Origin of the sequence: Streptomyces aurantiacus, assembly GCF_027107535.1 — a bacterium.
Taxonomy (GTDB): Bacteria; Actinomycetota; Actinomycetes; order Streptomycetales; family Streptomycetaceae; genus Streptomyces.
Genome location: NZ_CP114283.1, coordinates 9,420,854 through 9,438,044 on the forward strand (window position 1 = coordinate 9,420,854; position 17,191 = coordinate 9,438,044).

Genomic DNA, 17,191 nt, shown 5'->3' on the forward strand with positions numbered 1-17,191 from the left:
CCCGGCACCCCGGCACCCCGGCACCCCACAAAGGAGAGCCCCGAAAGGCCGCACGCACGCGTGCACCCCAAAAACACACGGCCACCCGCACACCGCACGAACGACAGGGGCGCCCGGAACCAGTCGGTTCCGGGCGCCCCTGTCTCGCACACTGCGGTGGGTGTGGGATTTGAACCCACGGTCACATCGCTGCGACGACGGCTTTTCAAGAGCGTTCCAGCATCCGGGGCGGCCCGAGCCCTGACCTGCGCGGATGTCGCAAGCGATCTAGTTCCACAGCGCTTTGGCCCACACTTACGAGTTGGTGCGTGATAGCGGGTGAGGCGTGTTTGGCCTGGGCGTGGCTCGTTTTCAGGCGGTGATGGTGCGGTCGGAGACGAGGTTGGCGATGGCGCGGTAGGTGTCGGGCAGGCGGTCGCGTCGGTGGGTCCAGCGCAGTAGTTGCTTCCGGCGTTTGTGGTCGGCCAGGGCGTGTTCGACGGTGATGCGGTCGGAGGAGTGCCAGTGGCGGTCACGTTCCCACTGTTCGACTCTGCTGGGCGGTGCTCCCGGCCGCGGTTTTCTCGGCGGGGTGATCGCTTGCCCGCGGTGGTCGCGGCTCAGGCCGAGACAGCCGTCGTCCAAGAGGACCTCGACGTCGGGGAAATGCTGGAAGCAGACGGCGATGCCTTCGTTGCGGGCGGCCGTGGCGTCGTGCATACGCCCAGGCCGCAGGGCGTCGGTCCATAGCATGCGGCCCCGCCGGTCGGCGATGACGGTGGCCTTCATGGTGTTCTGTTTCTTCTTGCCCGAGACGAACGCGCGTCGTCCGCCGCGGCCGGCCGGTGGCCTGCGGACCTGGATCTCGGTGGCATCCAGCCGCAGCTCGATGCCCTCGGTTTGGGCGTAGGCGAACACATCCGTCAGCGTCCGAAGTCGCAGGCCGGGGCGGTCGGGGACTGCGCATCCCCGCGCGGCCAGGAGCGGTCGTGTCTCTGCGATCGCGCGGGTGATGGTGGAGCGGTCGACGCCGAACAGCAGGCCCGGCCCCGCATGCGGTATGTCGTGCCGTATGTGGATCAGAGTGGCCACCAGCCGGTCGACGAAGACCAGCTGGTGGCGGGCGCCGGCGCCTTCGGCCCGCTTGCGGATTCCGCCTCGCGCAGCATGACGGCGGCCCTCCAGCCCGGCCTGCCACGGCGCCGCCAACTCCTCGACCAAGCGCGCGAGATGATGCTGCGAGATCCCCGTGAACAGCGGATGCGCCAGCACCGCCCGATTGACCATGATCGCCACAGTCGGATCATGCCACCGGTCAGATACGACGCCTCACCCGCTATCACGCACCAACTCGTTAGAGCTCGTAACAGGATCTTGTTGAAGCGTGCTGGTGAGGCGTAACCGGTGACGATTCGACCGTTCGCGGGGTGTGGGTACTCGACCGTGGATCGTGGACGATGAGTTGTGGGCGCTGATCGAGCCGTTACTGCCGCCGTGGCCGGAGCGGTCCCGGGGCCACGACCGGTGGCGGATCGGCTCTGCCTCCAGGGCATCCTGTTCGTCCTCTACAACGACATAGCCCGGCAACTCCTGCCCCTGGAGCTGGGGTTCGGCTCGGGGCAGACCTGCTGGCGCCGCCTGGACCATTGGCAGAAAGCAGGAGTCTTCGACCGGCTACATCGGGTCCTGCTCGCGGAGCTGAACGCGGCCGGCGAACTCGACTGGTCACATGCGTGTGTGGACGGCTCTCACATCCGCGCGAAAAAGAGGGCGCCGATACGGGTCCGTCGCCGGTCGACCGGCGGAAAACGGGCGGCAAACACCACCTGATCTGCGATGGACGCGGCACCCCGCTCAAGGTCATCACGACTGCGGCCAACGTCAACGACGTCACCCAGACCCTCGCCCTGGTCGACGGCATCCCGCCGGTCGCGGGCCGCCCCGGCCGGCCCCGCCGCAGGCCCGTAGCCCTGATCGGCGACAAGGGCTACGACTCCAACGCCCACCGCGACGAGTTGCGTCGCCGACGGATCCTGCCCGTCATCTCCCGCAAGGGATCACCGAACATCCAGGGCATGGGCAAGCCCGCTACGTCGGCGAGCAGACTTTCGCCCTGCTCCACCACTTCAAACGCCTCGCCGTCCGTGGGAACGCCGCGCCGAACTCCACGACGCCTTCGTCTCCCTGGCCTGCAGTCTCATCTGCTGGCGACGGCTTCGGAAGCACAAGAACGACTGACCGGTGTCAGGGCAGGACAGGGCCCCAGCGGGCTACTTCAGAACGTTGGTACTCTCCGCGCCTACGGCGAGGTGGGGAGACGATCGTGGGAACAGAGCCGTCGAGTCCTCCGAGCCGCTGGTTCAGGGGAACTGGCCTTGGTGTCCTCTTGGGTGGACTGACCGCAGTGGTGTCCACTGCTGCCATTGGGAACGTATGGGCTGCTTGTGACATCGGCAACGGCGTAACCAATGGCATGACTTTGCTGTTTCTTGTCCCTCTCATATGGATCGCCGCTGCGGTTTCGTGGGTGATGCTGCACAGCACCATTGGAAGACGTCATCGCAGGACAGCCCTTATTGCAGGGCTCATCTTCACCCTGTGGTTCACCTGGTTCCTTGTCACATGGGTCGGCATGCCGGACTCCTACCCCGCCCCGTTGTGCCCGGACAATGTCCCACCCTGGTGGCCGAGCTTCATCCCAGCATGACTCCGGCGTAGCCCGTGAATTATCTCGGCAGCGGCAACCTACTCAACAGCACCCCCGGCCAGCCGTGGCACGCCAGCAAGATCGTGTTACGAGTTCTTATGGAGTGGGTAGCACAGGGCCACGCGAAGGACATCATCGAATGCACTCAGGCACTAATTGCCATCCAAAGCGCCGAGCGTCTCGCTATAGCACTTCGGGACCCAAAGTGTGCAGCCCATGAGGAGACCCTCAAAAGCGATGTACCCCTGGAATAAGCGATCTGAATACGCCACCTGCCTAAGCGGTGAGGGCTTCACAGGACTCGCTAGAGAACTCGAACGCCAGTGACCTATAGCGATGAACCGCCCTTCTGGTTGAGAGGTTTCGAGCGGCGATGTAGGGTCGTCTAGCGTAGGGACGTAGACGACTCATCTCATAGAATTCCGATTTAACCCTGTAGCAAGTCGGCGAGCACATTTTCCGACCAATAGCCCGCCGCTCCTGGGCAAGCCGCAACGTACGAAGCGACTGTCTTGACGTCCCAGGCGTTCGCGGAGAGCAATCCAGCGGCCAAGTAGCGCACGTATGCCGACGACGGAGGGTTCCAGCGGACGTCCTTCACGCCCCAGGGGGCGGTGAAGGTCAACACTGGTAGTCCGTCCACTTGGCCAGCGCACACCAGTGTCTCGTATCGCCCCTCACCCAAGGTCGCTGTCCCTCGGGTCAGTACCTCCGTGAGATCGATCTCTGAGCCTGGCTCTCTGTACATCTCCTGCGCCGCGATGTCTGAGAACTGGTCCGTTGTCACCAGGTGCGCTCTCGCCAGAACCCGGCCTTCAGCCCTCGGGTCATAGAACGCCCTGCCGCCTCCCCACACCGGCGAATCGGTCGCGAAGTACAGGGCGCCCCCAAGCTCAACCGGGATCGAGCGGCTAGGCATCCGCGGGTCTCTGCAACCGGGGTAAGTCTTCGTAGTGCCGGGCGGCTGGCCACCTCGGATGTAGAACCCGAGACGATCCAAGTGCATGTTGGATCCGTACGACGTGTACCAGACACACTCGGGGTTGAGATCGTCCGGCATGGTCGGGTCGATGAATTGCAGGGCTTTCACGCGTACGCACTCCTGGGAGACGTCTTCACTCGGCTGATACGTCGTACCTGATGACATGCCGGTCTCCCGGAAGGATCGTGATCATTACTCGTAAGGGCCGACCATTTTCGTCGTAGCCCGTACACAGGTGGACAGCAACCGGAGTCGCGGCAGGCAGAGAGAGCCTCTCGGCCTCTGCACGCGTGGGCATGCACACCGTGATCTCGTCTCGGTATCGGGCCTGAACCAGCCCAACGCTGGCGAGAACACCGCCGGGCGCCGAGACGTCTTCCGGAAGCATCAGGGGCGTGCCTCGCACGAGCTCTTCGGGAAAGTAGGAGTCGGCCAGGGCGTACGGGTCCTGATCGACGATCCGGATCCTTTCGCGTACGACGGTCAGATCCTTCTCGGGGTCCAGCCCTAGGCGTTCTGCCACCTCGGCTGGGGGGGTGCCGGATCGATATGCGCACCTCTTGCCGCGGCTGGCGCCCACTTTCAGCCACAACGCTGGCCCATTGGTCGCCTTGCTCGTCCGACGTGTGACGGGTGCGTGACTCCAGCACCGACCAGTCCCAAACCGCTGGCTTCAGGCTGCGCCGCACAAAGCTCCCGCGCCCCTGGGCGAACTACGGGCCCCTTCGGCGCCGCACCCGTTCACCACAGGCAGTTGATGTCCACGGCGCCGACCGCGTGCGCGCGAACCAGCTCCTCATCCTGGCCCACACATGGCCCATACGCACTGGTCAAACCCGGGATACGGGCGACCCAGGGTGAGACAGGCTGAACACAGAAGGGGTGCCCCTCCGGAGAGGGGCACCCCTTCTGACCTGCACAACGTCTGACCTGCGCGGTGGGTGTGGGATTTGAACCCACGGTCACATCGCTGCGACGACGGTTTTCAAGACCGTTCCCTTAGGCCGCTCGGGCAACCCACCTACGCCCCGGCCCACCTGGGACGGAGCGGTTACAGACTACCGGGCGCGGACGCTGCTCGGGGGGCGTGGTCCACTCGGAGTCCACTGGGTCGGTTCCGTTCACCAGAACCACCACTCTGATCAGCGGCCGATGCTCAGCCCCAGGCAGTTCACGGGAGCGTACCGCTGCGGCGGATGTACCCAGAGGAGCTCTTGACTGCCCTCAGCCGGGCTGGCCCGGCGCGTCTCCCGGTGAGCGCCGCTGCACCGATGCGTCCAGCTCCTTACGCACCGACTCCGGCAGTGACTCGCCCAACGCCCAAGCGACCAAGGCTTCCGCGATCAAATGCAGTTTGATGTTGGTGTGCTGAGAGACTTCGCGCAGCACCTCAAAGCCGGCGGCCGCCGGAATGCCGTGAACCGCGACGAGAACACCGATGGCCCGGTCGACCGTCGCGTGGGAATCGACCGCCTGCCGCAGTTCGTCGTTCTGCTGTGCAAGACCGGCCATTGCAGCGTCACGCGTGAGGTCCGGCACGGAAAATTCTCCTGGGCGCCTGCCCAGAATCGGTACAGCGAGACGCCCCTTCGAGCGACGCGAAGATCGCACAGGACGTGAGAGCCCTTGGGGGCCGTGCCAGTCCAGGCACAGGACGGTGGCGTCGTCCCTCGGCTGCCCGCCGCCGTACGCGTGGTCCACCGCCGCAATCAGAGTGCGCACGGCCTCGCGTGGGTGTTCGACGGCGGTGTCACGGATGAGGCCGGGCAGGTCGACTGTCTCGGCTTCGCGTTCCTGCATGCCGTCGGTGTAGAGCACGAGGCGGTCGCCGGGGCGCAGGTCGAGGTCCTGCACCGTGTAGGCACCCTGCCCGACGACCCCGAAGGGCAGGTTCACGGCCAGGCGCAGCTCCTCGACCCTGCCGTCGCGCAGCCGCAGCGGCCAGGGGTGGCCGGCGTTGACGAGCCGGGCACCGGTCCCGTCCAGGGCGATGCGCACCAGTTGGCCGGTGGCGAAGGTGCGCCGGCCGTGGTCGAGGAGGGCCTGGTGGGTCTGGCGGGCCTGTTCGGCCAGATCGAATCCGGCGCGGCGGGCGCCCCGGGAGGCGTTGACCAGAAGGGTGGCCATCAACGAGGCGTCGACGTCGTGGCCCATGGCATCGGTGACCGACAGGTGCAGCGTGTCCTGGTCGAGGGAGTAGTCATAGGTGTCACCGGCGATGTCGGAGGCCGGGACCAGGGCGCCGGCGACAGCGAACTCTGCGGCTTCGCAGGAGGCGGCCGAAGGCAGGAGCTGGCGCTGGATCTCCGCCGCCAAGCTCACCGAGGTCGTCCGGTTGCCCCAGTGGTAGAGATCGGTGAAGCGGCGGTCGGTGACGATGATGTAGGCCAGCGCGTGCGCGGCCTCCTCGACCTGCTCCAGCACCTCCTGCGTCACCTGGGGGAGGAACAGCTCCAGGACACCGATGGTGTCTCCGCGGTTCGTGACAGGGGCCAGCACCCGAAGCCCCTGCGCACCCTCCTCAGCCCGCACCAGCTTCTGCGTGTGCAGGACCTCGTCGTAGACACTGCTGCCCGCCAGAGAAACCTGTTCGGCGCGGCGCCCGTGATGTGTAGCCCCGTTCTCGCTGACCCGCAGCAGACGTCGGCCGACGACGTCGACGAACAGGAACGACACGTATCGCGCACCGAACCGGTCACGCAGGTTGCGTGCCACGACATCGAGGGAGTCCATTGGCGCGGCGTCCTCAGCCGCTGCCAGCACCTCGGCCAATCCGATCCGGTCACGCAACACGTCAGCCTCCCCAGGTTGCAGACTCTACTTCTCACCCCCTTCGACAGGTCTCACACGCGACGCACACCTCGGCGTGCATGCGCGCTTCGTTCACGGGTTGCGACAGGACGTACACGGTTTTGAGGGCCTGATTTCAGGAATCCCCCCGGGTTGGCCACCCGGATGCTCGTGGCCGGATCTCGGACGGAGCCCATGAGCCGGCTCCGCGCCGGACGGAGCCCATAAGCCGGCTCACCTATCCACGGCGTGGCGTTCGCGCCGTTGCGCCGGTGCTCAGTTGAGCTCCCGCGCGCTGAGGATGACGGTCGGGTCCATGGTGCGGCTGACCAGGGCGTGGACGGTTTCGGCGAGACTGACCCGGTGGCGCCTCGCGTAGTCGGCCAGGAGCTGCCCGGCCTCGGCGATCGTCCCGCCCGTGTACTCGGCGATCATGCCCTTGGCGATCTCCAGGATGGCCTTGACGGCGATGGCGCTCTGCACGCGGGTGATGACGTCGTCGCTTCGGGTCGGTTCGGTGGACCAGTGCATCAGGGCCAGCGCTGCGGAGTCCGCCAAAGCCTGTGCGAGGTGGGCGTCGTCGTTGGGCATGGCTCCGGCACGGGTGTTCAACAGTGTGAGGCCGCCCAGAGGACGTTCATGGAGGCGGACCGGAACGGTCTGCAGGGACCGGTAGCCGGCGTCGGTCATGGCGGTGACCAGTTTCGGCCAGCGTTCACGCTCGGCGGTGATGTCGGGAACGCTGTGGGCCTCACCGGTGCGGTAGCAGTCCATGCAGGGGCCGCTGCCCGTCTGGGTCTGAAGCAGTTCGACGAAGGCGGCCTCTTCGTTGGTGGCGGCCATCGTCTTCAGACTGCCCCGCGCGTCAGCGATCATCACCGCCGCCGCGTCCACCTCCAGTAGTTCTACGCATGTGTGCACCAGGCGGTTGAAAAGGTGCAGTGGATCGAACTCGGACGCATAGGTGTCCGCCAAGTCGACGAACGCCTTCGCCAGCTGTCGCTCACGGTTCATGCTCGCCTCCCCGGCGGTGTCGTCGCACGTACTGCTTGTCGTTCAGTCAAGACGCATGTCCGTGGTGCGGTCGATGACGGCCCGCGCGATCTCGGTAGAGGTGCGGCTCTGCGCGAAGGCCCGGGCACGGAGACGAAGAACGGCCTCCGCGGCAGTCACTCCCAGTTGCACCATGATCATTCCAGTGGCCTGGTGAATCTCCTCCCGGTCGGACTCAGCCCCCTCAAGCCACGTTACGACTCCTTCCGAGCCCATAGAAGTGTGGTCGAGGGCTGTAACGGCCAGCGTGACGGCATCGGCGACCAGCAGAGACGTGCGCACATGATCACCACTCAGCGAGCCCGCGGTGTCCCGGTACAGGTCAAGGGTGCCCAGCGGCTGCCCGACGCTGCCCGCCAACGGAATGGAGAAGGCGGCTTCCGCGCCGGCTTTGGCCGCCTGAACGGAGAACAGTGGCCAGCGACGGGCATCCGGGGCGCGGGTCAGATCCGTCGCGAACACCGGCGCCCGCAACCGGACCGCCTCCGCACACGGACCCTCACCGAGGGTGTACTGGATCTCCGCGAGCCGCGCGGCCACGCGGTCGCTCGCACAGAGCACGACCCCCGTGTCCACGTCATTGCCCTGGACGAACACCGACAGCCCCGAGACATCCGGCAGGAGCGTCATACAGGCACGGCACAGCGCGTCGGGCACGTTGGCGGGTGACAGCCCTCGCACGCTGTCGATGAGTTCGCGGGCGATCCGGGCCCGCCGGACGAGGGTCTCCTGCTCAGCGTCTTCGCTGCCGAGCTGGTCGTCATCGGGCACCGTTCTCACCTCCCCGCAGACACACCCACATGGGCTTCACTCGATCTTGCCCTATCCACGGCACAACGTCCGGCACACAGGCGGCGTTCCGTGCCGCCCGCCTCGTCCGTCCCGCGTTCCCGTCGCGTGCCGCCGGCAGTCACGCCGCATCACCATGCGCGTCGACCCTCCATGACCGACGCGTCCACCTGTCTCCGCTTCCTCGTGGTGCCGGGGGCCGAGTCCCCGCTCCTCGGGGCACAAAAACCTGGTAGCGGCGCTGTCTCGGTCCTGCCGCCCAAACGGCCGACTGCAGCAAACCCTGGGGCGGCGCACCGGCCGGTCGCCCGCGGGGCAGTCCTGGCCGCCATTGCACCCTTGGGTGAATCTGTGTCTGGCCGACGTCCAACAGCCTGACGGGCGCAGGCGGGAGCACCACGTCGTTCGCCTCCGGCACCTGGCCGTGGCCGCCGTGGTCAACGACCGCCAGGAGGTGCTGATGACGTGGCGACACCGCTTCATCAGCGCGAGATCGTGAGCAGCGGATCCCTCGGCGGCCTGCTGTACGTCCTCACGGATGAAGCAATCCGCCGGCCGGTGGCAGGAGCTCCCGTGGTCGCGCCGCTGAGAGATCGGCGCGGGGGCACGAGTAACGGGTCAGCTGTCGCCCTCGCGCTGGCCCAGGGTGACCTCGGCCGTGCGCTGCTTTCCGTCGCGGGTGTAGGTGAGCTTGACGGTGTCGTTGGGCTGGTGGGTCCAGATCTCACCGATGAGGGTGGGGCCGCTGTCGATCACGCGGTCGTCGAGCTTGGTGATGACGTCGCCGGGCTTGAGGCCGGCCTTGTCCGCGGGGCCGTTCGGGGTGACCGCGGCGGAGTCGCTCGCGCCCTTGTCCGTGATCTTCGCGCCGCCCGTGCCCTCCTCCAGCGAGACCGAGGCGCCGATCACGGGGTAGACCGGCTTGCCGGTCCTGATGAGCTGCTGCGCGACGGTCTTCGCCTGGTTGACCGGGATCGCGAAGCCCAGGCCGATGGAGCCCGACTGGCCGGCGCCGCCCAGGCCACCGCTCGTGGACTGGATCGCGGAGTTGATGCCGATCACCGAGCCCTGCGCGTCCAGGAGCGGGCCGCCGGAGTTGCCCGGGTTGATCGAGGCGTCGGTCTGCAGGGCGCTCATGTACGAGGCCTTGCTCTGCGAACTGCCGTCGCTGGAGGCCACCGGGCGGTTCTTGGCGCTGATGATGCCGGTGGTCACCGTGTTCGAAAGGCCGAACGGGGCGCCGATCGCGATCGTCGAGTCGCCGACGGCGATCTTGTCCGAGTTGCCGAGCGGCAGCGGCTTGAGGTCGTCCGGCGCGTTCTTCAGCTTGATGACCGCCACGTCGTACCCCTGGGCGTGGCCGACGACCTCGGCGTCGTACTTCTTGCCGTTCGAGAAGGTGGCCGACAGCTTGCCACTCTCGACCGCCTCGGCGACCACGTGGTTGTTGGTCAGGATGTGGCCCTGCGTGTCGAAGACGAAGCCGGTGCCCGTCCCGCCCTCGCCGTTGCTGCCCTCGGCCTCGATGGTGACCGTGCTCGGCAGAGCCGTGGCGGCCACGTTCGCGATCGTGCCGGCGTCGCGCTTGAGGTCGCCGCCGCTCTGGGACGCGGAAACCGTCGTGGAACCCGTGGAGTCGTTGCGGTCCGCCGCCCAGTAGCCGATGCCGCCGCCCACGCCGCCCGCGATCAGCGCGGCCACCAGGACCGCGGCGACCAGACCGCCGCGCCCGCCGGACTTCGGCTGGGGAGCGGGCTGCTGGTACGAGGAGCCCCACACGTCCCCCGTACCGCTTTCACCGCCGTCTCCGTACGAGGGTGTGACCGGCGGAGGAGGCGGCCAGGCACCCGCCTCGGGGGCGGCGTTCGCGGGAGCCCCCGAGGGCAACGTGGCGGTCGGCGCGCCTCCCTGGTAGGAGCCCGCCTCCTGGAAAGAGGCCGAGCCCTGGGGCTGAGCCGTGCCCTGGTGGGGACCCACGGAGCCCGCTGCCTGCGCAGCCGCCTGCTCCGGCGGCACGGAAGCAGCGGGAGTGTCCACCGGCACGGGAGGTGCAGACGGGGCCGGGGGTACTGCAGTGCCCTCGTTCTCGGTGCTCACAGCTCTTCCTCTCGATCCACGGCTGTTCTTTCAGGTCGCATCCGCTCACGTTCGGTCGCGTGTGTTCAGGACTTCACTCACGCGTGTTCGGGAACCGACACGATTCAGCTGTGCATGTGCTTTTGTATGCCGTCAGCTTTTCCCACGGGACGTCAGGGCACCATAAGCGGCACCTGTGACTCCGGGAACTTCTTTTATATAGGACAGGTCTGACAAAACCATTTCATGTCCGCGCCACCCACCCACGCGTACCCACTTGCGATGGCACCATGACGCGGTGACCCACGCACGACAGAACCTGACCCAGGTCGTCGCCCACCGCGGGGCCTCCGAAGAGGCCCCCGAGCACACCCTGGCCGCGTACGAGAAGGCGATCGAGGACGGGGCCGACGCCCTTGAGTGCGATGTTCGGCTGACCGCGGACGGACATCTCGTCTGCGTCCACGACCGCCGCGTCAACCGCACCTCCAACGGCCGAGGCGCCGTCTCGGCCCTGGAACTCTCCGATCTCGCCGCCCTGGACTTCGGCTCCTGGAAGAACCGCGACGAGGCACCCGACTGGGAACAGCAGCGGCCCCCCTCCTGGGAGCAGCAGTCCGTCCTCACCCTGGAGCGTCTGCTCGAACTCGTGGCCGACGCCGGCCGCCCCGTACGGCTCGCGATCGAGACGAAGCACCCCACACGCTGGGCCGGTCAGGTCGAGGAGCGCCTGCTGGTCCTCCTGAAGCGCTTCGGTCTGGACGCACCGCCCTCGCCCGCCGAGTCGCCGGTTCGCGTCATGAGCTTCTCGGCACGCTCCCTGCAGCGCGTCCGTATGGCATCGCCGACGTTGCCGACGGTCTATCTGCTGCAGTTCGTCTCCCCCCGGCTGCGTGACGGACGGCTGCCGCCGGGCGTCCGGATCGCGGGCCCCTCCCTGCGGATCGTGCGCAACCACCCTGCGTACATCGAGCGCCTGAAGCGGGCCGGCCACCAGGTTCACGTGTGGACGGTGAACGACTCGCAGGACGTCGACCTCTGTGTCGGACTGGGCGTCGACGCCATCATCACCAACCGCCCGCGTGCGGTACTGCGCCAGCTCGGACGCTGAAACCTCCGCCCCACAGGCCTCGCAGAACTCTCGGGTTTCACCCACGGGCCCCTCATCCCGGCCAAGTCGTCGAATTCAGGCCATACGGTTACAGGGAGTGCTCCGGCGCGTTCGGTCCGTATTCGATCGTTGCGAGTGCGTCACTGCACGTGCATTGGCCGGTTTCCGGTCCAGTCCAGGAGGGCATCCACACCGTGGCGTGGGGCAAAGGAGGTCTCGGGGGTGGCGTTGGTGGTGGCACAGGAGGTGCCCGCGTCGTCGCGCATGGCCGTACCCCATGGCCCTGCGGGCGTGGGACAGGCAAGACACCGGATGCGGGCTCAGCTGCGCACCGGCGGTGTGGCGGAAACGGTCATCGACGATGCCGTACTGATCCTTTCCGAACTACTGAGCAACGCCTGCCGACACGGCAGGCCCCTGGGTGACGCCCTGGCCGGGGACGGCGACGTCCTGGCCGCGTGGCGCGTCGAACCGACCGGCCGGCTCACCGTCGAGGTGACGGACGGCGGTGGTCCGACCCGTCCGGTTCCGGCCACGCCCTCGGTCACCGCACGCGGCGGCCGCGGGCTGAACATCATCACGGCCCTTGCCGACGACTGGGGCGTACGGGACGACGCCCGCGGTGAGGTCACGGTGTGGGTGGTAGTGCACAAGGACGCTCACGCAGGGTGTCGCCGCGACGACTTCGCCACGCGGGTCACGGCCCCCGCGGTGTCCGCGATACCCGACCTGGACTTCGGGGACGCCTTCGACGGCCTGGACTGAACCGGGCCAGGGAACGGGCAGCGGGCGGGCACCGAAGCAGACACACAAGCACGCGCAGCAGTGGGCCCGAAGCAGACGCAAGTGCCGGTTCCGGGACGAACCGAAGCCACGCTCCGGGTACGACCCGGCACGTTGTCCACAGGGTCCCGTCGGTCCTCGTACGAGCGGCTAGGCTCGCGCCCGTACGAGTCGAGCCGTAACCGGGAGACATCCACGATGGCCAAGAAGCGACCCCAGACCAAGGCCAAGCCGGCGCAGCCGAAGGCTGGGGCCCGCGCCGCCGGCGCCGACGGACACGTGCCGGTTGTCGGCGCACGCGAGCCCTGCCCCTGCGACAGCGGCCGCCGCTACAAGGCCTGTCACGGCCGCGCCGCCGCGCACGCCGTGACCGAGCTGGTGCACCGGCCCTTCGAGGGACTGCCGGGCGAGGGCGACTGGGTCGCGCTGCGCGAGCTGGTGCCCGCTGCCACCGTCGAGCTGCATCTCAAGGAGGCCCTCCCGGAGGGCGTTCCGTCGGTCACGCTCGCGACGGTGCTGCCGATGGCCTGGCCGGCGCTGCGCCGCGACGACGGTTCGGTCCTCATCGGCCTGCAGAACGACACGGCGTCCGGTGACATCAGCCGCGACCTGGCCGACACCCTCCAGCGTGCGCTCACCGCCGAGCCCGGTACGCCGGTCCAGGGCCGCCGCGCCCCGAGCGACGGGGTGCGCCTCCAGGACCTCCTCGACCCCGAAGGCGCGTTCGAGCCAGTTGTGCACGCGGGTTTCGAGTTCTGGGTTCCGGACGCGCAGAACTCGAACACGGAGGTGACCGCCTCCCTGGAGCGGGCCAACGCCGCCGCCATCCCGACGGTGAAGCTCACCGGTGTCGACGCGGCGTACTGGTGCGAGACCCCCGACAAGAACCACCTGCGCTGGGTCATGCCGCACCCGGAGGAGCAGCTTCTGGACGCCCTCGCGCGGCTGCACGCGGCGGGCCGGTCGAGCCTCGGCGAGGGCACCCGTCTCGTGGGTTCCTTCCGCGCCCACGGCCTCACCGTCCCCGTCTGGGACCTGCCGACAGGTGTCACGGCGGAGGACGTCGAGAAGCCCGCGTCCGAGTTCGCCGAGCGGCTCGCCGCCGCGCTGGCCACGGACACACCGCTCACCGCGGACGAGCGCCGGGCCCGCGGCGGCCTCACCAACCGCCAGGTCACCCTCAGCTGACACACAGCGGGCGCCCGGCCCCGGCTGACCGACCGGTCAGCCGGGCGACAGGCGTGCGGAGCGGGTGACTCCTGTCACAACTCCCGGCCGTCACAAGCGAATCGGTGTCCGAATAGCCGAGATCGAATTTGCGAACCGCCGATCTCTTGTTACCGTTTCTGTAGCCCGGTTGCTGGTGCATCCCCCGTCGCCAGCAACCGGGTCTTTTCATCTCCGGATGCGGGCCCGCCGTCGACGAAGTCCTCAACGCGCGGTCTGCGCAGGTGAGTTGCTCCCTGACCGCAGCAGCAGCGGCCCGTCGGCACCCTCCGCGAACTCAGCGACCGCCGTGTACGACGGCGCGTCCGCGGTCGTACGTTCCCGCGGCGTCTCGCACAACCCGGGCTCGTCGTCCGCGCCCACCACGCAGTGCATCCGCACGGTGCGGTCTCCGGGCGCCATGAGTGTCAGTACGGACGTGAGATCGTCACCGGTCGCGTTGCGGTAGTAGGTACGCGCCCAGGTCTCCCGCCCCTGTGTCAGCACGCACGTCTGTGCCTCGATACCGCCCGGCGAGGCGAGTTCGGGACCGCAGCGGGCCGCGGTGGCAAGCCCCACACCCAGTGCCAGAGGGTCCTCGGGCGCTGCGGCGGGCGAACCGGGCGCCCGGTCGTCGGTGCGGCCGGCGCCACGGGCCTCGTCGGGGAGACGGCCTCCCGCGTCACTGCCGCCGCCGGAGGTCCGCCCGCCCGGAGCGCGGTCCGCGGAGGGAGCTCCGTGGCCCGAGGCTCGCAGGGCGTCGTCGGAGGCGTGTACGGACGTGTGTGCGGACGCGGGAGCCTTGCCGCCCGTCGGCCCCGCGGAGGCCACGGCGAGCGGAAGCGCGACCGTGAGCACGACGATGCCCGTGAGCATCATCAGGCGGACTCTTCGGGGGTCCAGGGGCCGTCCCCCGGAGTGACGCAGCATGAAAGGGACGATAACGAGCAAGGCGGGCGCGCGGTGGGCCGCGCGCCCGAGTGCCCTACAACTCGGGGGCGCTCACACCCGTACGAGTGAGCGCCTCCACCACCGCGTCCACCACGGCCTCCACGTCGGGCACCCAGGGGGCGGCCGAACCGGGCAGTGGCGCCCTCTCCCAGCGGATCGCGCCCTGGCCGGTCTCGGACGGGGGCAGGGCCACATAGCCGCCCTCGCCGTGGAAGCGCAGCGAGCCCGGCACGAAGTCCTTTGCGTAGAGCAGTTCGCCCAACTGCTCCAGGGAGTACGGCTTCACGAGCAGCGCCCACCGCGTCGGGGATGCGATCACGGGACCGAGGCGCATTCCCGTGTGGTCGAGTGCGGCGAGCGCGCGGGCGGCCGCCGGTGCCGGCAGGCTCACCGCGCAGGGCGCCCTGCCTCCGGTGGCGAGGATGATCGGCGCCGTGGGCCGGTTCGTCCACCACCAGCGCGCCATGCGCTCGTCGGTGGTGGCCGCGAGGAGGCCGGGGTCGAAGGGATGGGCACCGGGCACCGTGCACTCCGGGTCCGGGCACCCGCATCGGGCCCGCCCCTCCGGGTCCGGGGCCACACCCGGCAGTACGGGCCACTCCCATGCGGTCGCGAAGGTCAGGGCCGCGCTGAGCATCTCAGGCCTCCCGTCGTTTCGCCTGGACAGGAGCCTGCGTCGCCTTCCGAGGATCTCGCGCATGTGCGCTCGTTCCTTTCCGTTGAACGCCGAGGAACCACATCACACCATGTGTCGATCACTTCACTGTGCGTATCCGCTGGCACATCACACCCTTGTCCGAGACAAGGGGAACCCCTATGGGCCGATCATTGGCTGCGTCCGCGTCCATACTGCGTGTGTCTGAAGCACGGGCATGGCGTGGGGTGGCGGCGCCTGGCGTTTACTGTCGCGCGTATTTCTAGCCGCCTCCGCCACGGGAGGATGGGGCACGGTCGTCAGTGGTTAAGACGCCCGGGTCCGTCGCCAGGTTCCGGGACCATCCCAACCACCCCTGGCCTTCACCGAGTACGTACCCACCACGACCGCTGTGACGCTCTGTCGAGCAAGGCCAGTCGACCGCAATGCACCGAGACTCGAGTCAGTTTTCAGTCAACTTTACATTCCCGCAGCGGCCCCACGGACACCAGGAATCCCGGCAGGACAATGCTGGACATCCCCTTACGAGTGCGTGTACATGTGGAGACACTGCCAGCGGCGCAGAATGACATGGGGGTTTGCGATGCTATTGAGCAATACGCACCGGTCGGAAAGCCGGACACCATGAACGCCCCTCACCTCCCGAAAGTGGCCGGAATCGATTCAACGGTTCCGGCACCCGCACACACTGTCGCGCCTACACGTGCCACCACGGGTCCCGAACCGACCGCTTCGCCCCACGCGCCCAGTGCCGTTCTCCAGGACAGACTCGCAGGCTGGGTCTCGGATCTCACCACTCTGCACGAGCTCACCGAGCGGCTGGCACGCACCGCCTCACTGGCGGACGCACTCCAGGAACTGCTGCGCGCCGGAGCCGCCCTCGTGGGCGCCCGGCGCGGCCTCGTGGTGCTGGAACCGGGCGACGGACTCGGCCCGGACACGACGATCGGTCTGGGGCTGGCCCGAGCCGATCTGGGCCACATCGAGACCGTCCCGCGCAGCTCCATGTCGTACGGCAAGATCCTCGACGGACTCCCCGGGGGCGAGGGCGAGATCGCCCAGCCCGACCTGCTCTCCGAGGACGGGCTCGACCCGCGGCACCGCGAGGTGGCCGCCCGGCTCGGCTACGCCGCGAGCTACGCGCTGCCGTTGGCCACGGAGGCGGCCGGCCGGCTGGGCGCCGCCGTGTGGCTCTACGACGAGCCGGCCGAGCCGGTCGAACGGCAGCGCCACCTGGTCGGCCTCTACACGGGGTACGCGGCCGAGCACCTGGCCCGCCTGGTGGAACTGGAGCGCACGCGCGCGTGCATGGCGACCATCTCGGAGGAGCTGCTTCCCTCCCGGCTGCCCCGCGTCTCCGGAGTCCAGCTCGCCGCACGGCACCGCACGGGTCCGCGCGGCGGCGGCGACTGGTACGACGCGCTGCCGCTGCCGGACGCCGCCCTCGGCCTCGCCGTCGGGTCCGTCACCGGTTCGGGCCCCAGCGCCGTCGCGGCGATGGGCCGGCTGAGGGCCTCGCTGCGGGCGTACGCGGTGATGGAGGGCGAGGACCCCGTCGCCGTCCTGTCCGACCTGGAACTGCTGCTCAGGCTCACCGAGCCGGCCCGCTCCGCCACCGCCCTGTTCGCGTACTGCGAGCCCGCGCTGCGCAAGATCACACTGGCCGGGGCCGGGCACAGCCCTCCGCTGGTGATCGGCGAGCGGCGCACCGAGTACGTGGAGACGTCGGTCTCGGCACCGCTGGGGATGCTCGCCTGCTGGGAGGCGCCGAGCGTGGAGTTCCAGGCGGAGGCCGGAGAGACGGTTCTGCTGTATACCGACGGGCTGCTGCACCGCACCGGCGATCCCATGGACCGGGCCTTCTCGCGGCTGCACGCGGCCGCCGCGAGCGTGCCCAGGGCGCTGCGCGCGGATCCGGGCGCCGTCGCCGACCACGTCCTGCGGAGTGTGCTGCCCGACGGCCTCGCCGACGCCGACAGTGACGAGGACGTGGTACTCCTCGCGGCCCGGTTCGAGTGAGCCGCACGTCTCGCGGGTGAGCCGCACGTCATCAGGTCTTCCGGCCCTGGGCGTCCTTCCGTACGACCGTACGATGGAGGGCGTCCAGAG

13 protein-coding genes, 1 tRNA gene and 3 pseudogenes are annotated in these 17,191 nt (G+C 68.6%); 6 read left to right on the top strand and 11 right to left on the bottom strand.

Annotated features, from left to right (window positions below):
* Positions 1-351: 351 nt before the first annotated feature.
* On the bottom strand, positions 352-1,266 hold the full coding sequence (locus O1Q96_RS43615) for a transposase (protein WP_269253347.1): 915 nt from the start codon (positions 1,264-1,266) through the stop codon (positions 352-354).
* 142 nt (positions 1,267-1,408) lie between these two features.
* Here O1Q96_RS43615 and O1Q96_RS43620 point away from each other — a divergent pair.
* Positions 1,409-2,217, top strand: a pseudogene (locus O1Q96_RS43620) (IS5 family transposase).
* A gap of 896 nt (positions 2,218-3,113) precedes the next feature.
* Here the strand turns inward: O1Q96_RS43620 and O1Q96_RS43625 are convergent.
* From O1Q96_RS43625 to O1Q96_RS43650, 7 genes and pseudogenes are all read right to left on the bottom strand, one after another.
* A complete protein-coding gene (locus O1Q96_RS43625) occupies positions 3,114-3,776 on the bottom strand; it encodes a histone deacetylase (protein WP_419587031.1) in 663 nt (220 codons plus the stop codon).
* Positions 3,777-3,801: 25 nt separating this feature from the next.
* Complete coding sequence (locus tag O1Q96_RS44720; protein WP_419587032.1) at positions 3,802-4,248, bottom strand: UTRA domain-containing protein; 447 nt, start codon at positions 4,246-4,248, stop codon at positions 3,802-3,804.
* Between the two features lie 355 nt (positions 4,249-4,603).
* Positions 4,604-4,690: transfer RNA gene (locus O1Q96_RS43630), tRNA-Ser, on the bottom strand.
* Positions 4,691-4,892: 202 nt separating this feature from the next.
* Entirely contained in the window at positions 4,893-5,180 is a 288-nt protein-coding gene (locus tag O1Q96_RS43635) for an ANTAR domain-containing protein (RefSeq protein WP_269253961.1), read from the bottom strand.
* 111 nt (positions 5,181-5,291) lie between these two features.
* Positions 5,292-6,461 (bottom strand): annotated as a pseudogene (locus O1Q96_RS43640) (PP2C family protein-serine/threonine phosphatase); the annotation flags it as partial.
* 273 nt (positions 6,462-6,734) lie between these two features.
* Positions 6,735-7,472, bottom strand: a complete 738-nt coding sequence (locus tag O1Q96_RS43645) for a GAF and ANTAR domain-containing protein (RefSeq protein WP_269253348.1) — start codon at positions 7,470-7,472, stop codon at positions 6,735-6,737.
* 42 nt (positions 7,473-7,514) lie between these two features.
* Positions 7,515-8,282, bottom strand: coding sequence for a GAF and ANTAR domain-containing protein (locus O1Q96_RS43650; protein ID WP_269253349.1), 768 nt, complete (start codon positions 8,280-8,282; stop codon positions 7,515-7,517).
* A 349-nt stretch (positions 8,283-8,631) separates the two neighbouring features.
* On the opposite strand from O1Q96_RS43650, the pseudogene O1Q96_RS43655 reads away from it, so the two are divergent.
* A pseudogene (locus tag O1Q96_RS43655) lies at positions 8,632-8,787 on the top strand (NUDIX hydrolase); the annotation flags it as partial.
* Between the two features lie 131 nt (positions 8,788-8,918).
* Here O1Q96_RS43655 and O1Q96_RS43660 read toward each other — a convergent pair.
* The gene (locus O1Q96_RS43660) at positions 8,919-10,397 is read right to left on the bottom strand and encodes a S1C family serine protease (RefSeq protein ID WP_269253350.1); all 1,479 of its coding nucleotides are present in this window, start codon (positions 10,395-10,397) and stop codon (positions 8,919-8,921) included.
* Positions 10,398-10,674: 277 nt separating this feature from the next.
* Here O1Q96_RS43660 and O1Q96_RS43665 point away from each other — a divergent pair, with 277 nt between their 5' ends.
* The 3 genes from O1Q96_RS43665 to O1Q96_RS43675 all read left to right on the top strand — a co-directional run bounded on the left by O1Q96_RS43665 (position 10,675) and on the right by O1Q96_RS43675 (position 13,458).
* The gene (locus tag O1Q96_RS43665; protein ID WP_269253351.1) at positions 10,675-11,487 is read left to right on the top strand and encodes a glycerophosphodiester phosphodiesterase; all 813 of its coding nucleotides are present in this window, start codon (positions 10,675-10,677) and stop codon (positions 11,485-11,487) included.
* Positions 11,488-11,622: 135 nt separating this feature from the next.
* Complete coding sequence (locus O1Q96_RS43670) at positions 11,623-12,252, top strand: ATP-binding protein (protein ID WP_269253352.1); 630 nt, start codon at positions 11,623-11,625, stop codon at positions 12,250-12,252.
* Between the two features lie 216 nt (positions 12,253-12,468).
* Positions 12,469-13,458 carry a DUF5926 family protein gene (locus O1Q96_RS43675; RefSeq protein ID WP_269253353.1) on the top strand — a complete coding sequence of 330 codons (990 nt, stop codon included), beginning with the start codon at positions 12,469-12,471 and terminating at the stop codon, positions 13,456-13,458.
* Positions 13,459-13,701: 243 nt separating this feature from the next.
* Here O1Q96_RS43675 and O1Q96_RS43680 read toward each other — a convergent pair whose 3' ends face one another.
* Together O1Q96_RS43680 and O1Q96_RS43685 are read right to left on the bottom strand one after the other, a co-directional pair.
* The gene (locus O1Q96_RS43680) at positions 13,702-14,406 is read right to left on the bottom strand and encodes a hypothetical protein (RefSeq protein ID WP_269253354.1); all 705 of its coding nucleotides are present in this window, start codon (positions 14,404-14,406) and stop codon (positions 13,702-13,704) included.
* Between the two features lie 55 nt (positions 14,407-14,461).
* Entirely contained in the window at positions 14,462-15,127 is a 666-nt protein-coding gene (locus O1Q96_RS43685) for a bifunctional DNA primase/polymerase (protein WP_269253355.1), read from the bottom strand.
* 462 nt (positions 15,128-15,589) lie between these two features.
* Here O1Q96_RS43685 and O1Q96_RS43690 point away from each other — a divergent pair, with 462 nt between their 5' ends.
* On the top strand, positions 15,590-17,101 hold the full coding sequence (locus O1Q96_RS43690; protein ID WP_269253356.1) for a PP2C family protein-serine/threonine phosphatase: 1,512 nt from the start codon (positions 15,590-15,592) through the stop codon (positions 17,099-17,101).
* Positions 17,102-17,191 lie beyond the last annotated feature (90 nt).